The sequence below is a fragment of the Streptomonospora halophila genome, from assembly GCF_039542725.1.
GTDB classification, from domain to species: Bacteria; Actinomycetota; Actinomycetes; order Streptosporangiales; family Streptosporangiaceae; genus Streptomonospora; species Streptomonospora halophila.
Genome location: NZ_BAABIK010000011.1, coordinates 40600 through 60825, shown reverse-complemented (window position 1 = coordinate 60825; position 20226 = coordinate 40600). Strand labels below are relative to the sequence as shown.

11 protein-coding genes and 1 pseudogene are annotated in these 20226 nt (G+C 73.3%); 7 read left to right on the top strand and 5 right to left on the bottom strand.

Annotation, left to right across the window (positions count from 1 at the left end):
- Nucleotides 1–163 precede the first annotated feature (163 nt).
- A pseudogene (locus ABEA15_RS11295) lies at nt 164–1622 on the top strand (CoA-acylating methylmalonate-semialdehyde dehydrogenase); the annotation flags it as partial.
- 959 nt (nt 1623–2581) lie between these two features.
- On the opposite strand, the gene ABEA15_RS11290 reads toward ABEA15_RS11295, so the two are convergent.
- A complete protein-coding gene (locus tag ABEA15_RS11290; RefSeq protein ID WP_345556604.1) occupies nt 2582–3379 on the bottom strand; it encodes a carbon-nitrogen hydrolase family protein in 798 nt (265 codons plus the stop codon).
- Nucleotides 3380–3680: 301 nt separating this feature from the next.
- Here ABEA15_RS11290 and ABEA15_RS11285 point away from each other — a divergent pair, with 301 nt between their 5' ends.
- The gene (locus ABEA15_RS11285; protein ID WP_345556603.1) at nt 3681–7271 is read left to right on the top strand and encodes a hypothetical protein; all 3591 of its coding nucleotides are present in this window, start codon (nt 3681–3683) and stop codon (nt 7269–7271) included.
- Between the two features lie 279 nt (nt 7272–7550).
- On the opposite strand, the gene ABEA15_RS11280 is transcribed toward ABEA15_RS11285, so the two are convergent.
- Both ABEA15_RS11280 and ABEA15_RS11275 read right to left on the bottom strand, forming a co-directional pair.
- Nucleotides 7551–8180, bottom strand: coding sequence for a phospholipase (locus tag ABEA15_RS11280; protein WP_344142211.1), 630 nt, complete (start codon nt 8178–8180; stop codon nt 7551–7553).
- A gap of 1503 nt (nt 8181–9683) precedes the next feature.
- Nucleotides 9684–10436 (bottom strand): hypothetical protein, encoded by a 753-nt coding sequence (locus tag ABEA15_RS11275; RefSeq protein ID WP_344142210.1) that lies wholly within the window; start codon nt 10434–10436, stop codon nt 9684–9686.
- Between the two features lie 926 nt (nt 10437–11362).
- On the opposite strand from ABEA15_RS11275, the gene ABEA15_RS11270 reads away from it, so the two are divergent.
- The gene (locus tag ABEA15_RS11270) at nt 11363–12766 is read left to right on the top strand and encodes a GH1 family beta-glucosidase (protein ID WP_345556602.1); all 1404 of its coding nucleotides are present in this window, start codon (nt 11363–11365) and stop codon (nt 12764–12766) included.
- Between the two features lie 102 nt (nt 12767–12868).
- Here ABEA15_RS11270 and ABEA15_RS11265 read toward each other — a convergent pair whose 3' ends face one another.
- On the bottom strand, nt 12869–13714 hold the full coding sequence (locus tag ABEA15_RS11265; protein WP_345556601.1) for a DUF8017 domain-containing protein: 846 nt from the start codon (nt 13712–13714) through the stop codon (nt 12869–12871).
- Between the two features lie 187 nt (nt 13715–13901).
- Here ABEA15_RS11265 and ABEA15_RS11260 point away from each other — a divergent pair, with 187 nt between their 5' ends.
- From ABEA15_RS11260 to ABEA15_RS11245, 4 genes are all read left to right on the top strand, one after another.
- Entirely contained in the window at nt 13902–15518 is a 1617-nt protein-coding gene (locus ABEA15_RS11260) for a serine hydrolase domain-containing protein (RefSeq protein WP_345556600.1), read from the top strand.
- 82 nt (nt 15519–15600) lie between these two features.
- Nucleotides 15601–16059 carry a helix-turn-helix transcriptional regulator gene (locus ABEA15_RS11255; RefSeq protein ID WP_386699613.1) on the top strand — a complete coding sequence of 153 codons (459 nt, stop codon included), beginning with the start codon at nt 15601–15603 and terminating at the stop codon, nt 16057–16059.
- A 5-nt stretch (nt 16060–16064) separates the two neighbouring features.
- Nucleotides 16065–16475 (top strand): VOC family protein, encoded by a 411-nt coding sequence (locus ABEA15_RS11250; protein WP_344142203.1) that lies wholly within the window; start codon nt 16065–16067, stop codon nt 16473–16475.
- 292 nt (nt 16476–16767) lie between these two features.
- Nucleotides 16768–19158, top strand: coding sequence for an ATP-binding cassette domain-containing protein (locus ABEA15_RS11245; RefSeq protein ID WP_345556599.1), 2391 nt, complete (start codon nt 16768–16770; stop codon nt 19156–19158).
- Between the two features lie 66 nt (nt 19159–19224).
- On the opposite strand, the gene ABEA15_RS11240 is transcribed toward ABEA15_RS11245, so the two are convergent.
- On the bottom strand, nt 19225–20160 hold the full coding sequence (locus ABEA15_RS11240) for a 3-methyladenine DNA glycosylase (RefSeq protein ID WP_345556598.1): 936 nt from the start codon (nt 20158–20160) through the stop codon (nt 19225–19227).
- Between the last annotated feature and the right edge of the window lie 66 nt (nt 20161–20226).

The window sequence follows — 20226 nt, the reverse complement described above, 5'->3', positions numbered from 1 at the left end:
CGTCCGTGTGCGGGCGCCGCCGACCGCAGCGTCGGCGCGCCCGCGGGCTCCGCCGGACGCTCCCGCGGGTACCGCACGCCCGCAGGCCCCCCTTGCGCCTTCGCGTGTCCCGCAGAGCCCGCATGCCCCGCCCCCATCCGCACGACCCTGCAGAGGTCTTCTCATGAGCAAGCACGTCACCCACTGGATCGGCGGCAAGCCCTTCGACGGGGCGAGTGCCGAACAACGCCGCGCCGACATCGCCAACCCCGCCACCGGCGCCGTGGCCGGAACCGTCGATCTGGCGGGCCCCTCCGAGGTCGGCGCCGCCGTCGCGGCGGCCCGCGATGCGTTCCCCGCCTGGCGCGACGCGTCACTGTCCGCGCGCACCTCGGTGCTCTTCCGCTTCCGGGAACTGGTCGACCGGCACTCCGACGAGCTGGCCCGCATCATCAGCGCCGAGCACGGCAAGGTGGTCTCCGACGCCGCCGGCGAGGTGGCGCGCGGCCTTGAGGTCGCCGAGTTCGCCTGCGGCATCCCGCACCTGCTCAAGGGCGGGTTCTCGGAGAACGTCTCCTCCCGGGTGGACGCCTACTCGATCCCCCAGCCGCTCGGCGTCGTCGCGGCGGTCACCCCGTTCAACTTCCCGGCGATGGTGCCGATGTGGATGTTCCCCGTCGCCATCGCCTGCGGCAACACGGTCGTGCTCAAGCCCAGCGAGAAGGACCCGTCGGCGGCCGTGCGCCTGGCCGAGCTGTGGGCTGAGGCCGGTCTGCCGGACGGAGTGTTCAACGTCGTGCACGGCGACCGTGTCGCGGTGGACGCACTGCTGGAGCACCGCGACGTCAAGGCGGTCAGCTTCGTCGGCTCCACCCCGATCGCCCGCTACATCTACGCCGCGGCCGCGGCCAACGGAAAGCGTGTGCAGGCGCTCGGCGGAGCCAAGAACCACATGCTGGTGCTGCCCGACGCCGACCTGGACGCGGCGGCCGACGCGGCCGTCTCGGCGGGCTTCGGCTCGGCCGGGGAGCGGTGCATGGCGATCTCGGCGGTGGTCGCCGCCGACTCCGTCGCCGACGACCTGCTGGAGCGCATCCGCCGGCGGGTCGAGCGTCTCCGGGTGGGGCCGGGCGACGACGAGCGCAGCGAGATGGGGCCGCTGGTCACCCGCGAACACCGCGAGCGGGTCGCCGGCTACCTGGAGTCGGGTGTGCGCGAGGGTGCGACCCTGGCGATCGACGGCCGCACCCACCCGGTGCTGGGCGGGGGCGGCGACGGCTTCTGGCTGGGGCCCTCGCTGCTGGACCACGTGACCCCGCGGATGAGCTGCTACACCGACGAGATCTTCGGTCCGGTGCTGAGCATGCTGCGCGTGCCCGACCTGGACGCCGGCCTGGAGCTGATCAACGCCAACCCCTACGGCAACGGCACTGCGGTGTTCACGGGCGACGGCGCGGCCGCGCGCCGCTTCCAGAACGAGGTGGAGGTCGGGATGGTGGGGATCAACGTGCCGATCCCGGTGCCGATGGCCTACTACTCCTTCGGCGGGTGGAAGGACTCGCTGTTCGGCGACTCGCACATGCACGGCACCGAAGGGGTGCACTTCTACACCCGCACGAAGGCGGTGACGGCGCGCTGGCGGTCGGCGGCGCCGGCCGGCGGTGGAGGGGCGAGTGGAGCGGCGGGCCGAGGCGGGGCCGCCTCCGGGGCGGCGACCGGTACGGAAGCGGCGTCCTCGGCCGAGAGCGGCGGAGTCGACCTCGGGTTCCCGACCAGCGGATGAGCCCGGCTCGGATCGAGCCGATTCAACGGAACGGAATTCGCCTACACGGGGTTCCGCGCCCGCGACAGTCGGTATTGTGGTGTGCGGACCGCCGCGGCGCCACACCCCCGGTGCCGCGGTCGGCGACGCGGACCATTTCCCGAGACGCGCTCTTCCCCTCCTCCCCCTGGAAGCGAGCGCGTGGGTGGTGGCGCTCCGGGCGCGGTTCCCCCGTCTCCCGGAGCGCCCCACTTCTCTCCTGCGGCGGGCGACCCTTCGTTCCCGCCGGTGGCCGCACCGCCGCGTCGCGCGCGAACCGGCTGTGCGCGGGCCTGACCGGCCCTGCTACGGCCGCTGCGGCGCTGCGGACGCGGTCAGTGCGCGACCAGCGCGTGCTCCAAGGCGTCGGAGTCGTACCCGGCGGCGAAGCCGGCGCACTCGCGGCACCCGAACACGGCACCGCCGTCGGATGAGACTCCGATCCGGTGCCGGGGCCGCGGCCAACGGGCGTGGCAGACAGCGCAGGCCTCGCCCATGAGCTGCGAGACCGTGAGTGCTCCTGCGTCAAAGAGGTGAATGTCGGTTGTGTCCGTATTTTCGATGTCTGAATCGCACATAATGCTCAGACCGCTCAACGTCCCTGCTCCCCCCGTGGTTTAGGACAGTCTGGCGGGCTTGCCGTGATCGGGTCTTATTGAATCAGAAGCGGTCTGCAACGGGAATAGCCCAGGCCGATTTTTGTTACAGAGCGACGAACTTCAGTAACCATCTGTGACTGTGACGGAATGTGTGATGGGATGACCAGGGCAGGGGAAGGAAATATCGGACAGTTCTCCGGTGCTACGCGGGGGTCACCGTGAACCGGCGCAGCCGCAGGGCCGGGTTCTTCGTCCGGACTTGTGCCAGGCGGTCCGTCGAAATAGGTGCGACCGCAACCCCGGCCTGCTCACCGAGCGCCACGATCCGGACGCCCATGGGGTCGACGACCATGCTGTTGCCCGCGCCGGTCGGCGCGTTCTGCCCGGCCGCGGCGACGTAGAGCGTGTTCTCGATCGCCCGGGCCCGCACGAGCGTGTCCCAGTGGTCCTCCTTCTGCGGGCCCGGCACCCACTCGGCCGCGAGCAGCAGCACCTGTGCGCCGGCGTCGGCGATGCGCCGGGTCACCTCGGGAAAGCGCAGGTCGTAGCAGGTCTGGAGGCCGAAGACCACGCCGTCCCGCGAGAACGTCTCGGGCTCGTCGATCGGCCCGGGCTCCACGACGTCGGACTCGGTCACCCCGAAGGCGTCGTAGAGGTGCAGCTTCCGGTACAGCGCCGCGATGGAGCCGTCGGGCTGCAGCGCCACCAGGGTGTTGCGGAACCGCTCGCCGCCGGGCACCTCCTCGTTGACGCCGGCCACGACCACCGCACCCGACTCGGCGGCCAGGCGCGCCAGTCCGCTGACGAAAGCGCCGTCCAGGGGCTCGGCGGCCTCGACGAACCGCCGGTCGGTGCGCGGTGCGGTGAACATCGCGTACTCGGGGAGCAGTACGACACCGGCGCCGCGCTCGACCGCCTCGGCGACCAGCCGCCCCGCGGCCGCCAGGTTCTCCATCTTGTCCTCGCCCGGGGCGAACTGCGCGACTGCGACGTGGACCATGGGGCTCCCTCTGGTGCGGATCGACCGCCTCCGGCGCCTCGGCCGCCCGTGGCGCGGCCGTACCGGGGGCGCGCCGCCGTTCCGCCCGATGCGGGACGGCCGCGCCTGTTCCCCAGATTGTCCCCGAAGGGGGCGGCGCCGACGCACGTGGGGGCGTGGTGCCGGGCCGCGCTCGGCGAGGCGCTTCGTCGGCTTTTCCTGCGAAGAATCCGGGGCGTGACGGACAATGGGCATCGCCGTACGTGACTGGTCGGACACGGTGCGGCGCAACCGTCCGGTCGAGCCCGCTGTGAGGTGTGCGATGCGCGTGTCCCCCTCCGCTCCGGCAGTCGCGGAGTCCGCGAGTGGCGCACGCGCGGTCGGGGGCGCCCCGGGCGCCCCCGACCGCGCGCCGGGCCCGACGGGCGCCGGAGCCGGGGCGGCGGCCGCCGCCCCGGCCGGGGGCCGCGCTCCTGCGAGCGGCGCCGCCGACGGGAACGAGCCGCCCCCGCTGGAACGCCTGCCGGCACTGCTCGCCTACTACCGGCGCTGCCTGCGGCGCGAGGCCGTGCTGGACTCCGCGTGCCCACTGAACGCGGAGGCGGCGGAGGGCGGAGCCGCGGTCGTGTGCCTGCCCGCCGGCCCGGAACCGCTGTTCAGCGGCGCCGAGGAGGCACCGCACCTGCCGCCCTCGGCCGACGCGCTGGTGCGGTCGGCCGCGGCGAGCGGGCGCGCGCTGCGCTACGGCTACCCGCTGGTCCTGCTGCGCCCTGGGCTCGGCGGGCCGGGGGCGGCTCTCCATGCCGCTCCGCTGCTGGTCGCCGACATCGAGGCCGTCGACGACGGCGACGGGCTGCGCGCGCGGGCCGTGTCCGGCTCCGACATCAACCCTGTCCTGTTGCGCGCGCTGGGTGTCCACTCCGCCGCCGAGACCGCGGAGCTGCGCGCCTGGCTGCGCTGCGGCGCGACCGGTGCCGGCCCGCTGCCAGGCGGAGGTGGAGGGGGAGGCCGAGGCGGGGGTGGTGCCGGCGGCCGAACCGGGGGCGCAGGCGGTGCCCGCCTGCCGCGCGACCTGGAGCAGACGGTGCGCGCCCTGCTGGTGGGGCTCGGGATCGAGCGCACCGATCCCATCCTGCCGTCCCGGTTGCGCGACACCCTGCCCGCTCCCGACGCGGCTCCGGGGGCCCGCAACGTCGCCGTGGTCTACGCCGCGGGCGGGGCCGGCTGGCCGGAGCCGGGTGCGGGCGGCGCTGCACCTCTCGCAGGTCTGATCGCCGAGCTCGGCCGTCCGGCCGCCGACGGCCCGCGCTCCGGCGGCGTCGCGCAGACTGCGCTGGGCGCCCTGCTCGGCGGTCCCGGGCGGCCCGGTACCGAATCCCCGGTCTCCCCGGTCCCCCCGGTCTCCTCCGCGCCGCTGGACGAAGCCGGGCACCGGATCGTCCGGGCCGCGCTGCGCGACCCGCTCACCGTCGCCGCCGCGCCGCCCGGCACCGGCGGAGCGGACTTGGCCGACGCGGTGCTGCGGACGGCCGCCGCGGCCGGGCTGACCGCGGTGCTCGGCGGTGCGGAGGACCGCGTGCTGGACCGCATCGCCGACCGCGCCGGACAGCCGCCCGGCCACACGGTCGTGCGCGCCGGTGGACCTGGACAGCGGGCCGCCGAGGTGCGTGTGCTGGAGCGGCTGCGCGACCGCGCCGTGCCCGGCGCCGGGGAGGTCGCCGACATCGGCGCTCTGCAGGCGCAGGCGGCCGGGGACTGGAAGCGTGTCGAGAGGCTGCGGCGCTGCCTGGACGCCTCCGCCGCCGTGGGCCGCGCCCTGGCTCGGCTGGCCGAGGAACGCCGCTCGATGGCCGACTTCGGCTGGCGGCCCGACCGGCTGTTCGGGCCCGGCCGCGGCGGACCGGACTACTGGCTCGGCCGGGCGGAGCGCGCTTCGAGCGGCGGCTTCACCGGTGCGAAGCATCGTGCGGCGATCCGCCGCGAACTGGGTGTCGAACCCTACGCCGAGAACCTCCGGCGGCTGTGCTGGGTGGCGAGGGTCGAGCGCGACTGGCGTGCCGCGCTGGAGCGGTGCCACGGCAGTCCGCCACCGGAAGAGTTCGCCTCCGGACTCGCCGAGGCGCTGGAGCGCCACCGCGCATCGGCCGGGGCCCTGGCCGACGGCATGGCCGCCCAGCGCGCGGCACGCGGCAGGTCCGCCGTCCGGAGCCGGCTGGAGAGCCTGAACTGGTATTGGAAGCGCGCGGCGGCGAAGGCGCCGGGCGATGCGGGAGCCGCCGCGGCGCCGGGCCGCGGAACCGGTGCGGACGGCGCCGCGGGCGCCGTCCCCGCCGCATACCCCGGGTTCACCCCGCTGCTCGGCGCCCTGCCTGTGTGGGCGGTCAACACCCGTTCGACCGGCTCCCTGCCCGGGGAGGCGGGCCTCTTCGACCTCGCGGTGGTCGTCGACGCCGACCGGCTCACCGTGCCCGACCTCGTCCCGCTGCTGTACCGCGCGAAGCGGGCCGTCGTCATCGGCGACCCGGCGCGCCCGGCGCGGTGGAGCGCGCTGGAACCGGGAGAGGACGAGCGCCTTCAGCGGGAGGCCGGGCTGACGCCCGGGCTGCTCGGGAGGTATGCGCTGGTCTACGGGGATGACTCCGCCTACGGGGCGTGCGCGGCCGCGGTCTCCGCCGCAGGGCGCCCGCCGCTGTGGCTGGAGGAGCACCGCGGCGGCCGACCGGAGCTCGCGGGGGTCGCGGCGCGGCACTGCTACGGGGGCCGGTTCGCGGTGGCCGGCGCCGATCGGGCGGCCGGCGGCGATCGGGCGGCCGGCGGCGGCGCGGTCCGTCGACCGGTTCCCGGACTCGGCGGCACCGCGGGCCGGAGGCGGAAGGACGTGGGTCGGGGAGCAGTGAGTCGGGGAGCCGTGAGCGGGCGGCGGGGAGAACGGGGCGCCGACCGGAGCGGGGAAGACTGGAGCGGGGTCGACCGGAGCGAGGAAGAGTGGAGCGAGGAAGAGTGGAGCGGCGCCGACCCGACCGGGGAAGAGTGGAGCGGCGCCGACCGGTCCGGGGCCGGGACAGCGGACAGTGGCGCCGTGGCGAGCGGCGCAGACGAGGGCGGTGTCGAGGAAAGCGGTGCGGCGGACGGCGGTGCCGCCGTCGAGTGGCGCAACGGCTTCGGCGACTGCGAGCCGGTGCCGGGCGGCGTGTGCTTGAACCGCGCCGAGGCGCACCAGGTCGTGTTCGCCGTCCACGAGATCGACGCGCGGCTGCCGCAGGGAACGCGCCTGGCCGTGTTCTCTCCTGTCCAGCCGCAGCGCGCGCTGCTGCGGCGGATTCTGGACCGCCACGGCCGTGGGCGCAAGGTCGGCGTGTACGGGCCCTCGGATCTCGTCGACGACGAGGACGATGCGGTGGACGTGCTCGTGGTCTCGCCGGTCTGCTCGGGTGCGCGGATGCCCGTAAGCCTGCTGGAGCGGATGCGCGCAGCCGACACGTGGTCGGGAGCGCTGGGCAGGACGGCGGATCGGCTGGTCGTCGTGGGCGACCGCGCGTTCTGGCGGCGCGAGCGCGGTCCGCTGGCGGAGCTGGCGCGGAGCCTGGAGGCGGGCAGCGAGCCGGTGCTTGGCACCGCGGCGCTGCGGACGCTGACACGGGTACTGCGCGAGACCGGCGCCCAGGTGCAGTCGGGGCCCTATTCGCACGGCCATCGGGCCGACCTGCGGGTCGAGACTCCGCGGGGGCCGCTGCTGGTCCTGCTCGACGCAGCCCGCACGGGAGCCGAGCTGCGCCGACTCTCGATCCGCGTCGACGTGCTGGCCCGGGTGACGGGAGAACCGGTCCTGCGCGTTCCGGAGTGGCGCTGCCTGCACGAGCCTGAGGTGGTCGCGGAGGAGATCGGAAACGGGACGGCGGTCGCGGCGGGGTGAATCCGTCCGGCCGACGGGCCTACGGGTTGACCGACGGGCCTATGGGCCGACCGATCGATGGGCCTACGGGTTGACCGATCGACGGTCGGCGGGCGGATCGGTCGGCCGGCCGGATTGATGGACGGGCGGCTGACCGGACGGGTCTGCCGGCGTAGGGGTGTGCCGGGGCCTGGGCCGGGGCCGGGTGCGGGGGCGGTTGCCGGGGGCGCGCGGGGTGGGGGGAGTGTGCCCGGCGGCACGCATGTCGCCGGGCACATGTGAGGACTCGTCGGGTTCGGGTCAGCTTCCGACCGGGTACTCCCTGGTGATCCGGACGTCGTTGTCGTGCTCGAAATCGGTGATGAGGCGCTCTGCCTCGGCGTCGGTGTCGACCTCTTCCAGTTCCTCATGGACCGCGACGAACTCGTTCGTCTGCTGCTCCACGTCGGCGGTGCGCAGCGCGGCGGCGGTGTCCGCGCTGCTCGCGCCGAACTCGCGGACGGCCGAGTAGTAGATGTCGGCCACGCCCTGGCACAGCCAGTCGCCGTCGCAGATCCCGTAGAGGTCGTCGCGGAAGTTGTTGTCGATGGCCAGGCGGTTGGCCTCGGTGAACCGGTTCTGCAGCTTGTAGTTGCGGTAGCCGAAGTCGTGGCGCTTGCAGCCAGGGTCGAAGTTGTAGCCGACCGGCTCGTCGGGCGACCAGCTGCAGGAGTCGCTGCTCCAGTCGAGCTGGTCGCTGTAGGGCGCCTGGGCGCGGACGTCGATGAAGCTGTTCAGCGAGATGCCGAACAGGTAGTTGTCGGTGACGCGCCTCAGTTCGTCGGGAGGGAGCGCGGCGGCGTTGGCGATCCCTGACCCGGTGAGGGCGAGGAGCCCGGCGGCGGAGGCGGCGATGACGGACTGTCCGATACGTCGAGCGGGAAGACGCATGGGGGATTCCCTTTCGGGGAGCCGTGGATGTTCGGGTCGCGGACAGGGTGACTACAGCTTGATAAACGACCGGGTTCGCTCCACGAAAGAGGCGCGCGGGAAATGAGAAGTGATGGTTGTGTAACCGCGCGGATACGTCGCGCGTTGGCGCGTATCGCTTGGGGGAGTTTCTCGTATTTTCTCGGAGTTCGACCGCAGGTCGGGGCGGGTGTGTGAGGGAAGCGCGGTTTTCAGCGGGGCGGCGGAGGTTTAGCCCGCGGGAAACTCGGGGGTGAGGGTGGCGGATGTCGGGCCCGTGATCATCGGTTCGGGTGTTGGCCGGTGGCCCGTGTGACGGGGCGGCGAGGGTGGTGGGTGGTCGGGCCTGCGGTGAGCGGCGAGGGTGCTCGCCGGTGGCCCGTGTGACGGGGCGGCGAGGGTGGCGGATGGCCGGGCCCGTGATCATCGGTTCGGGTGTTGGCCGGTGGCCCGTGTGACGAGGCGGCGAGGGCAGCGGGTGGTGAGGTCTGCGGCTGTCGGTTCGGGTGTTGGCCGGTGGGGTGTGCGACGGGGCGGCGAGGGTGGCGGGTGGTCGGGCCTGCGGTGAGCGGCGAGGGTGCTGGCCGGTGGCCCGTGTGACGAGGCGGCGAGGGTGGCGGATGGCGGGGCCTGTGATCAGCGGTTCGGGTGTTGGCCGGTTGCGCGCCTTACGAGGGCGGCGAGGAGACGGATGGTCCGGCTCGCCGGCACGTCTGCCCTCGCCTCGTGGAGGGGGCCATCCTGCGTCGCACTTATCCGGGCATTTCGGGTGCATGGATGTCCGGGGCGGGGTGTCAGGAGCGCGAGCGAGCTCAAGCAGCAGGGGTGCCGCCTTGGCCTGACCAGATTCCGCGATGCAGAATTCCATAGGGGGATTTGTTGCGTTTGTCGGTCTCTGGGGTCGCTGTCGAGCGGCGAGTGGCGACGAGAGTGCCCAAATCCGCACTTGGAGGCCTCTGAGAGGTGCATTTGCCGTGTCTCGTCGCCACCGACGCCGGATGGGGTCGTCTCGTCGGGGGTGCAATTCGGGCATTCATGGATTAATCACCTCGCGAAGAACAGGGGTGGCGCGCGCTGGTGCGTCGCAGTCTGCATCAGGGCGGTCTCGTCAAGCACCTCGGACCGAACTGCCTCGAATGCCCGGTTCGTTCCCGCCGTGCGCGGCCCGCCCCCGCGCTTCCGCCGAATGGCGCCGCGTCGGCTGTCTGCGGCCTTTGTTGCTGCCGTTGCTTGGGGCGTCGGCGGGCACGCGGGCCGGTGGGCGCGGGGCCTGCCATCCGCGGTCGTCGCTGCCTCGTCTGGCGCGTAACCGGCGGGCACGCGGGCCGGTGGGCGCGGCCCGAGCCCCTGTTGTCGTCGCTGCCTCGTTTTGGTGCTCAACCGGCGGGCACGCGGGCCGATCGGCTCGGGCTCGGCCGTCCGCGGCCTATCGCCGCACCAGGTGTCGCCCTCGCGCAGTAGTCCCGACCGCCGCAGCGGCGCGGTCTACCCCTCCTGCTGAAGGCGGCGGCCGATGACGCCCGTGGTCAGGGCGTGCACAACCTCGTCCAGGTCTCCCAGGTGGCCGAGGTGGTCGGTGCGGCGGCGCAGTTCGGCGCGGATGGCCGAGGCAACCGGGTCGCTGCGCAGCACCTCGGCCAGCGGCTCCGGCGCCAGGGCGGCGCGCCAGGCGCGCAGGTTCTCCAGTCGGCCGTGGGAGACGGCCTCGCGCGCGAGCGGGAACAGGGCGTCCACCCGGGCGGTCAGCGGGGTCTCACCGAGCAGGTCGACGTCGACGACGATGCCCGTGCCGTCTTCCCCGTCGCCGACGTGGTGCACCTGCCACACTCGGCCGTTGGTCAGCACCACCCAGGAGACCCCTTCGGCGCCGGCGTGCAGTTTCGCCTGGCGGAGGTTGCGCGCGTCGAGGTCCGTGCCGCACGGCTTCACCTCGATGAAGGCGAAAAGGTCGCCGTCGAGGGTGATCCCGTAGTCGACGGATTCGCCTTTGGTGCGGTATTCGGTGGTCAGTTCGACGTATTTGTTGTAGCTGAGGGCTTCGCTCAGGAAATCGGTGACGAGCAGCCGGGTGTCGCCCTCGTTCGCGTCGCGTTCCAGCAGTTCGGTCAGCGGCTGGGTGAATCGCTTGACGGCCTCGGAGATGCGGATGCGGGCGTCGGCCTCCCATTCCGGAGTCGAATCTCCGAACTCCGGGAATTCCGCGGTCCTGTTCAGAATCTGCGTAGCATCCGAGTCCATGGGGTGCCGCCGTTCCCGTTCCGTGCCTGTCCTCCGGCCGACCGCCGGAAGTGCGGAATACCGCCGGGTCGGAACGATAACCGTCGCCGGTGCACTTGGCAAAGCGGGAGAGAGCGGGAACCCCGGCGGCTCCGCGGCTGTGCGCGGAGAGCCGACCGCCCCGGCGCTCTCCGTGCCCCTGCCCTCCGTGCCCCTCCGGTCCGCTCCCTGCCGTGCCTCCCCGCTTCACCGCCCGCCCCCGCCAGTGCCCGCGCCCCATGACCCATGACCCGTGCCCCGCGGCCCGGGCCCGCGGCCTCCGCCTCCCAGCCCCGCTCCACCGGCTCGGCTGCCGCTCCACCCGCTCCACCCGCTCCACCTGATCCTCCGCCCCCTGCGGCCTCCCGCCCGCTCCACTCTCCGCTCCCTCCGCCACCACTCCGGCCCCACGGGCCCTCCGCGCCCCGCCGCCAGCGGATTTTCGCAGCACATCCCATGATCAGGCATTGACCCCTTGTGGACGCGTTCCTAACATCCGTAGTGAAGGTGAATCGGTTCAGTAGCCGGAGGGTCGCCCGTGGCGCGGCTGCCGAACCGATTCGATCCGAGCAGAAGCCGGGAAGGGTGGGCGTGGCCGTAGTGCGAGCAGACGCAGCGCGCAGGCCGCGGGCTCCCGACCCGTTACGCCGAGGGCGGCGTCCCTGCTCGCTCCTGGCCCGCGCTGGCCCCTACCGTGCGAATGCCCCCGACCCCCGGGGTCCGCACGGCGGGAAAGGGAGTCCACGGCCGGCACCCCGGCCCCCTTCGCTGCTTGGGAGCGCTCCCAGCAATACGCGGACCGCGCCGAGGCCGGTCCCCGTGCTGCGCGGTGGCGCCCACGACGCCCCTTGCCCGTGTCCGCCGCGCCGACCGCGCGGCGGGACGACGACGACCGAGGACGGATGACCATGACTTCCAACGGACTCCCCGAGCTGCCCGCCGACTTCCTGTTCGGCGCCGCCACCGCCTCCTACCAGATCGAGGGCGCCGTCCACGAGGGCGGGCGCGGCCCGTCGATCTGGGACACCTACAGCCACACCCCCGGCGCCGTGGACCGCGGCGAGACCGGCGACGTTGCCTGCGACCACTACCACCGCTACCGGGAGGACGTCGCCCTGCTCAAGGAGCTGGGCGTGGACGCCTACCGGTTCTCCATCGCCTGGCCGCGCATCCAGCCCGCGGGCGGCGGCCCGGCCAACCCCGAAGGGCTGGCCTTCTACGACCGGCTGGTCGACGAGCTGCTGAACGCGGGGATCGAGCCAGTTGCGACCCTGTACCACTGGGACCTGCCGCAGGCGCTCGAGGACGAGGGCGGCTGGCGCGTCCGCGCCACCGCCGAGCGCTTCGGCGAGTACGCGCGCATCGTCGCCGACCGCCTGGGGGACCGGGTGGCCCGGTGGATCACGCTGAACGAGCCGTTCTGCGCCGCCTTCATCGGCCACGCCATCGGCCGCCACGCCCCGGGCACCCGCGAGGGCACCCCCGCCCTCGCGACCTCCCACCATCTGCTGCTGGCCCACGGCCTGGCCACCCAGCAGCTGCGTGCCTCCGCCGCCGAGCACGGCCGCCGCGCCGAGGTCGGCATCACGCTCAACCTCGACCGGCTGATCCCGGCCACCGACTCCGCCGAGGACCGGGCCGCCGTGGACCGCGCCGAGACGCTGCACAACCGCGTCTGGCTGGACCCGCTGCTGGGCGGCGCCTACCCGGAGAACGAGGCCGAGACCTGGGGGGAGCTCGCCGACGGCTCCTACCGGCGTGACGGCGACCTGGAGATCATCGGCCGACCCCTGGACTTCATGGGCATCAACTACTACCGCCCGACGAAGCTCAAGGACGCCCCCTACGACCAGGCCGACCCCGCCCGCCGCACCGCCACCGACATCCGCGTCGCCGACGTGCCCTTCGACGGGGTGCGCCAGACCCGGATGGGCTGGCCGGTGGTGCCCGAGAGCTTCACCGACCTGCTGGTCGACGTGCAGCGCCGCTACCCGGACCTGCCGCCCGTCTACATCACCGAGAACGGATCGGCCGAGGCCGACCTGGACCGCACCGGCGACCGCGTCCACGACAGCGAGCGCATCGACTACATCCGCGACCACCTCAGCGCCGTGGCCGAGGCGATCAAGGCGGGTGTGGACGTCCGCGGCTACTTCGTGTGGTCGCTGATGGACAACTTCGAGTGGGCGTTCGGCTACGACCGCCGCTTCGGGATCGTGCGGGTCGACTACGAGACCCTGGAGCGCACGCCCAAGGACAGCTACCACTGGTACCGCGACCTGATCCGGGAGCACGCCGCCAAGCGCGTCTGACCCCGCCCGCGGCGCACCCCGCGCCGCGAGAAGGCCACCGGCCCCGCGCGGCGGCGCTTCCTCCGCCGTGCGGGGCCGGTTGCTTCGCCGTGCGGCGCCCGGTCAGGGCAGCGGCCGCAGGGAGGCCGTCATCGTGTCGAGGTCGACCTCGGGCGCCAGCGGTCCGGCGGTGTCGGCGAAGACGATGAAGTTGAAAACGTCGTCGCCGGCCGGCGACAGGAACGACACCACCCGCAGGACGGCCTGCGTCGGGTAGCAGTCGAACTCGGGCGCCTGCACCTCGACCGTGACCTGGTGGCCGACCAGCCCGTTGGCCGCGAACGGCACGGGCTCGGTCGCCGACACCTCGGCCCGGCCCTCGTCGTTGCTGTAGGCGAGGCCCGCCCAGGTGTCCGCCGTCTCGGCTGCCGTCTGAGCGGTGTCGGCGACCTGCCCGACCGCCGCGATCCCGGCGCGTCCCGGGGCGGGCGGGTAGCTGTAGCAGGGACCCTCGCGCGCGCCGGAGACCGCGCTGCCGCCCATGCCGACGCCCTGCCCGTCATCGGTGAATCCGCTGACGAGGTCGGGAGACTCGACGAACCAGGCTTCGGGAACGTCGTAGGCGATCCCGCGCTCCTCGACCTCCACCCCCTGCCAGCCCGGCGTCAGTTCGGCGGTCACCGCCCGCAGGTCGTCGGAGTCCGGCGTGGCGATGGTGACCGGAGACTCCTTCGGGCTCGGGCTCGCGGTGCCGCTCCCGCCCTCGCCGCCGTCGCCCCCGCCCCCGGCGGCCGGCATCTGCGGCATCTGCGGCAGGGAGATGCTCTGGAACATGAGCACGATCAGGACGACGACGCCGACACCGAGCACGGCGACCGTCGACATGACGGCGACGGCGATGCCGCGGCCCTGGTTGTTCGGCCGGTGCGGGGCGGTCTGCGGAGGCAGGGGCGGTTCAGGGGGGTTCATGGCCTATCCGACGGTCGTGGTGGAGTATCGGGTTCCCGCTGGTGGACAGGGGAGAGCCCGGCCATTGTCGCGGAGACCGCGATCGGGGTGCGAGGCGGTCCCGTCCACGGGCCCCGTGACAGGTGTCATGGCGCTTCGCTGACATCGCCGACTACAGCGCGCGGCCGTCCGCGGCGACGCTGGGGCGATGGACTCCGAACAGCCCTACGCCCACACCTCAGCGCCGCCACCGCCCGCCCCGGCTCCCGCGCGCCCGCGGCGCACGCCCACCCCCCGCGCGCCGGGGCGGGTGTGGGCGGCCGCCTGCGTGCTGGGCGCCGTCGCCGCGGTGGCCGCCTACCTCGTCATGCCGGGCAAGCCGCCCGCATCCGGCGGCCCGGAGCTCACGGGGGATCCGGTGCTCGCGGACTCGGTGGCCGCGACGATCGAAGGGCGCGAAGACCGGGTGCAGTCGCTGGCGGTGCTGGAGGTCGACGGCGGCCGCACGCGCACGCTGATGGGCGGCACGACCGCCTCGGGCGAGTCCGTCACCGCGCAGACCCCGTTCGAGACGGGTTCGGTGTTCAAGGTCGTCACCGCCATGGCGCTGGCCGACCTCGCCGCCGACGGCGGGACCTCCCTCGACCGCACCCTCGGCGAGGTCTTCCCCGACCTCGGCTTCGCCTCTCCCGCCACCGCGGACATCACCCTGGAGGAGCTGGCCACCCACCGCTCGGGATTGCCCCGCATCCCCGCCGAGACCATGCTCGCGGGTGCGGCGACCCCCTTCACCCTCACCGACCCCTACCGGACCATGCCGCCGGTGCTGGAGTCGCTGGCCGCGGCGGTGCCTGCACAGGGCGGAGACGAATGGACGTACTCCAACTTCGGCTACGCCGTCCTGGGCGCCGCACTTGCCGAGGAGTCCGGCACCCCCTACCCGCGGCTGGTGCGCGAACGCGTGCTCGACCCGCTGGGCATGGACGACACCCTCATGCGCGGCGCCGACCTGGAAAGCGTCCCCGAGGGCGCCGCCCTGCCGCACGCGACCCCGGGCAAGCGCGCCGAACCGTGGAAGGCGCCCGACTACCTGCCCGTCGGCATCGGCACCTGGACCACCGCCGCGGACATGGAGAAGCTGCTGCGCGCGGTGATGGACGGCACGGCACCCGGGGCGGCCGCGACGGAGCCGATCCACGACGGCCCTTCGGCCGAAAGCCGGATCGGGCTGGGCTGGCTCACCACGGATGTCGGCGACGGCGCCGACCTGGTGCAGCACAACGGTGCGACCTACGGCTCCACCGCGTTCATCGGCTTCCGAGGGGACCGCGGAGCGATCGTGCTGTCCGACAGCTTCACCGCCGACGCCGCGATCATCGGTCCGCGCGTGCTGGACGCCCCCGACGTGGCCCCGCTGGCGGCGTCGCCGCGAGCGGGGTCGACGGCCCTGGGCCTGGCCGCCACCCTGCCGCTGGTCCTGCCGCCCGCGCTGCTGCCGGTCATGCTGATGCTGCGCCGCCGCACGCTGGTGGGCCAGCGGCCGCTGGACCGGCTGCGCGTGGTCTCCATGACGGCGGGAGCCTCCGCCTCGCTCCTGGCGGCGCTGGTGGTCGGCGACTGGGTCAGCACGCCGCCCGCGGTGTGGGCCGCCTCGGTGGGCGCCGTGGTCGCGGCGGGCGCGGTCGGAGTGCGGCAGTGGCCGGGACTGGCCACGGAGGCCGGCCGGTGGCGGTGGCTGCACACGGCCTTCTTCTGCCTCTCGGTACTGGTATCCGCCGTAGTGACCCTGACTGCGGCCGACGCGCTACTGGCCGCCTACGGCTGATTCTCCGCCTCCCGTCCGCCGCGACGCGGCGGACGGGGGCGCCGGTGTGCGACGCTGGGAAACTCCTCGGCAACGTGGCACGATTGTGCAGGTGACGAACAGATCACCCGCTGAGCAGCACCTGCGCGAACTCGCCCAGCTGCGCCGCGTCCGCGACCGCATCGACCGGGAGTACGCGCAGCCGCTGGACGTCGAGGCACTCGCGCGGGGTGTGAACATGTCGGCCGGGCACCTCAGCCGCCGGTTCCGGATCGCCTACGGCGAGTCGCCGTACTCGTACTTGATGACCCGGCGCATCGAGCGCGCGATGGCGCTGCTGCGCGTCGGCGGACTCAGCGTCACCGAGGTCTGCTTCGCTGTGGGCTGCTCGTCGCTGGGCACCTTCAGCACCCGCTTCTCCGAGCTGGTCGGCATGCCGCCCAGCGTCTACCGCCGGCAGTCCGAGCGCGCGACGGCGGGCATGCCGGCCTGCGTCGCCAAGCAGGTGACCCGACCGGTCAGGAATCGAGAAGCGCCCGCGGCCCAGCCGGATCTAGCGTGACTGCCATGGACATCAGCATTCACTACGCCTTCCTGCCGCACGAGGACCCGGAGGCGTCACTGGCCTTCTACCGCGACATCGTCGGTTTCGAGGTCCGCAACGACGTCGGATACGGCGGGATGCGCTGGATCACGCTCGGTCCCGCCGACAAGTCCGGGACGGCCGTCGTCCTGTACCCGCCGGCCGCCGACCCCGGCATCACCGACGACGAGCGCCGCACCATCGCGGAGATGATGGCCAAGGGCACCTACGCCATGCTCGCCCTGGCGACCCCCGACCTCGACGGGACATTCGCGCAGCTGCAGGCCGGCGGCGCCGAGGTCGTTCAGGAGCCGACCGACCAGCCCTACGGCGTCCGCGACTGCGCCTTCCGCGATCCCGCGGGCAACATGCTCCGCATCAACCAGCTCAGCTGATCAGCCGGGGGCCGCGACCGCCCCCCGCACACCGGAAAGACCGCGACTGGAGCCCGCGCGGCGGCCGCTGCACGCCGAGCAGGGGCGGCTCAGGCCGTCCCAGAAGGGGGCCGGGCCGCAGCGTCGCGCACTCCCGTGCCCGACGCCCGCGCCGGGGCACGCCGACCAGGCAGGCGCCGACCGCTGACGCGGCCGCGCCGACGAAGGAAACCGGACTCGGAGCCGCCCGCGTCGAGCCGGGCGACGCCGCCGGAGGCCGCGAACGCGGTCCCGTGAAGCAGATGGAGGCACGATGAGCACGGCCACGGGGACGGAAACGCAGCCGCCCGCACTGCACGCCGCAGACAGCCACGACCTGATCCGCGTGCACGGAGCGCGCGTGAACAACCTCGACGACGTCAGCGTCGAGATCCCCAAGCGCCGGCTGACGGTGTTCACCGGGGTCTCGGGGTCAGGCAAGAGCTCGCTGGTGTTCAGCACGATCGCCGCGGAGTCGCAGCGGATGATCAACGAGACCTACAGCGCCTTCGTGCAGGGCTTCATGCCGACACTGGCGCGGCCCGACGTGGACGTGCTCGACGGCCTGACGACCGCGATCATCGTGGACCAGGAGCGGATGGGCGCCGACGTCCGGTCGACGGTCGGCACCGCCACCGACGCGAACGCGATGCTGCGCATCCTCTTCAGCCGCCTCGGGAAGCCGCACATCGGCTCGCCCAACGCGTTCTCCTTCAACACCCCCTCGGTCCGGGCGAGCGGAGCGATCACGGTCGAGCGCGGCAACAAGAAGACCGAGAAGCAGACGTTCACCCGCACCGGCGGCATGTGCCCGGCGTGCGAGGGCCGGGGCACGGTCTCCGACTTCGACCTGACCCAGCTGTTCGACGACTCCAAGTCGCTAACCGAGGGCGCGATCACGGTCCCCGGCTACAAGTCGGACAGCTTCTGGACCGTGCGGGTCTACGCCGAGTCGGGCCTGCTCGATCCGGACAAGCCGATCCGCCACTACACCGAGACCGAGATGCGGGACTTCCTGTACCGCGAGCCGATGAAGGTGAAGGTCGACGGAGTCAACCTCACCTACGAGGGGCTGATCCCCAAGATCCGCAAGTCGATGCTCGCCAAGGACCGCGAGGGGATGCAGCCGCACATCCGGGAGTTCGTGGACCGGGCCGTGGTGTTCACCCCCTGCCCCGACTGCGGCGGCACCCGGCTCAGCGAGGCCGCCCGGTCGTCGCGCATCGACGGGGTCAGCATCGCCGACGCGTGCGCGATGCAGATCAGCGACCTGGCCGAATGGGTCGGGGGCCTCGGCGAGCCCTCGGTGGCGCCGCTGCTCGCCAAGCTGCGCCACACCCTCGACTCGTTCGTGGAGATCGGCCTGGGCTACCTCTCGCTCGACCGGCCGTCGGGCACGCTGTCGGGCGGCGAGGCGCAGCGCACCAAGATGGTCCGGCACCTCGGCTCCTCGCTCACCGACGTCACCTACGTCTTCGACGAGCCCACCACCGGCCTGCACCCGCACGACATCCAGCGGATGAACGACCTGCTGCTGCGGCTGCGGGACAAGGGCAACACGGTTCTCGTCGTGGAGCACGAGCCCGAGACGATCGAGATCGCCGACCACGTGGTCGACATCGGGCCGGGCGCCGGCACGCACGGCGGCAAGATCGTGTTCGAGGGCGCCGTCGACGGCCTGCGCGTCTCCGACACGCTCACCGGCCGCCACCTCGACGACCGCGCGCGCCTCAAGGAGGCGGTGCGCACGCCCAAGGGTGCGCTGGAGATCCGCGGCGCGAACGCGCACAACCTGCGCGACGTCGACGTGGACATCCCGCTCGGGGTCCTCACGGTCGTCACCGGCGTGGCCGGCTCCGGCAAGAGCTCGCTCGTGCACTCGTCGGTGCCCGCCGGCGCCGGGGTGGTCTCGATCGACCAGGCGGCGATCCGCGGTTCGCGGCGCAGCAACCCGGCGACCTACACGGGACTGCTGGACCCCATCCGCAAGGCGTTCGCGAAGGCCAACGACGTCAAGCCCGGGCTGTTCAGCGCCAACTCCGAGGGCGCCTGCCCCAACTGCAACGGCGCCGGGGTCGTCTACACCGACCTGGCGATGATGGCCGGCGTCTCGACGACCTGCGAGGAGTGCGAGGGCAAGCGCTTCGACGCGTCGGTGCTGGAGTACCGCCTCGGCGGCCGCGACATCAGCGAGGTGCTCGCCATGCCGGTGACCGAGGCGACGGAGTTCTTCGGCGCCGGCGAGACGCGGACGCCGGCCGCGCACCGGATCCTGGAGCGCCTGGACCAGGTGGGGCTCGGCTATCTCAGCCTCGGCCAGCCGCTCACCACGCTCTCCGGCGGCGAGCGGCAGCGGCTCAAGCTGGCCACGCACATGTCCGAGAAGGGCGGCGTCTACATCCTCGACGAGCCGACCACCGGTCTGCACCTGGCCGACGTCGAGCAGCTGCTCGGCCTGCTCGACCGGCTCGTCGACTCCGGCAAGTCGGTCATCGTCATCGAGCACCACCAGGCGGTGATGGCGCACGCCGACTGGATCGTCGACCTCGGCCCCGGCGCCGGCCACGACGGCGGCCGCGTCGTCTTCGAGGGCACGCCCGCCGATCTCGTCGCCGCCCGCTCGACCCTCACCGGCGAGCACCTCGCGGCCTATGCCGACGCCTGAGCGCGGCGTAGGCGGGTACGGCCGGCGCCCCGGTGCCTTCGATCCGGAGCACCGGGGCGGGCCGGCTCAGGCCGCCGCGAGGCGGTCGCAGACCTCCAGCAGCCGGGTACGCAGCGTGCCGGCGCGCTCGGCGAACCCGCGCTGGGCCTCGACGTAGGCGGCCTTGCCCTCCGGCGTCTCGATCGCGACCGGCTCGTAACCGTGGTCGCGCAGGTCGTAGGGCGACGCGCGCATGTCCAGCTCGCGGATGTCGCGGGCCAGCTCGAAGCAGTCGGCCACCAGCTCGCCGGGCACGCCGGGGGAGAGCTTGTAGGCCCACTTGTACAGGTCCATGTTGGCGTGCAGGCAGCCCGGCTGGTCCAGCTCCACCTGGGACTCGCGCGTGGGCCGCAGCCGGTTCAGCGGGCGCGCCTCGTCGGTGAAGAACCGGAAGGCGTCGAAGTGGGAGCAGCGGATGCGGTGGGACTCCACGACGCGGTCGGTGCCCTCGGAGCCCAGACGCAGCGACACCTGGGCGTGGCGTACACCATCGGGCGGCAGCCGGTAGACCATCGCCCATTCGTGCAGCCCGAAGCAGCCCAGGTGGGCCGGCCGCCGCTGCACGGCGCCCAGCAGGGAGCGGACGAACTCCACGGTGGCCCCGCGCCTGTCGGCGAAGGACCGCACGTCCAGCGTGTGGCCGCGCACGGTGCGCCCTTCGGCGTCGGTGCCGGCGGCCTCGCGGTACCAGCCTCCGCCGGAGGGCGGTCCGCCGTCGCCGGCCAGCAGCACGCCGGGTCCGGGGTGCCAGCGGCGCAGCTGGGCGGGCCGGTGGCTGTAGTAGGTGAAGAGGAAGTCCTCGACCGGGTGGGCGACGCCGCGGCGCCGCCGGTCGAGGTGGGCGGCCAGCAGCGCGTCGACCCGCTCGTGGTGGCGCTGTTCGCGCTCGCGCCGGGTGTCGGCGGCGAGCACGTCGAGCCCGCCGGAGGGCGGGCCCGCCTTGGCCGCGGTGCCGGTGTCCATCACTCTCAGCATAGGTCGGCGCCCCGACCGCGCCGTCCGCGCAGGTGGCGCGGGACGGATGCGGCA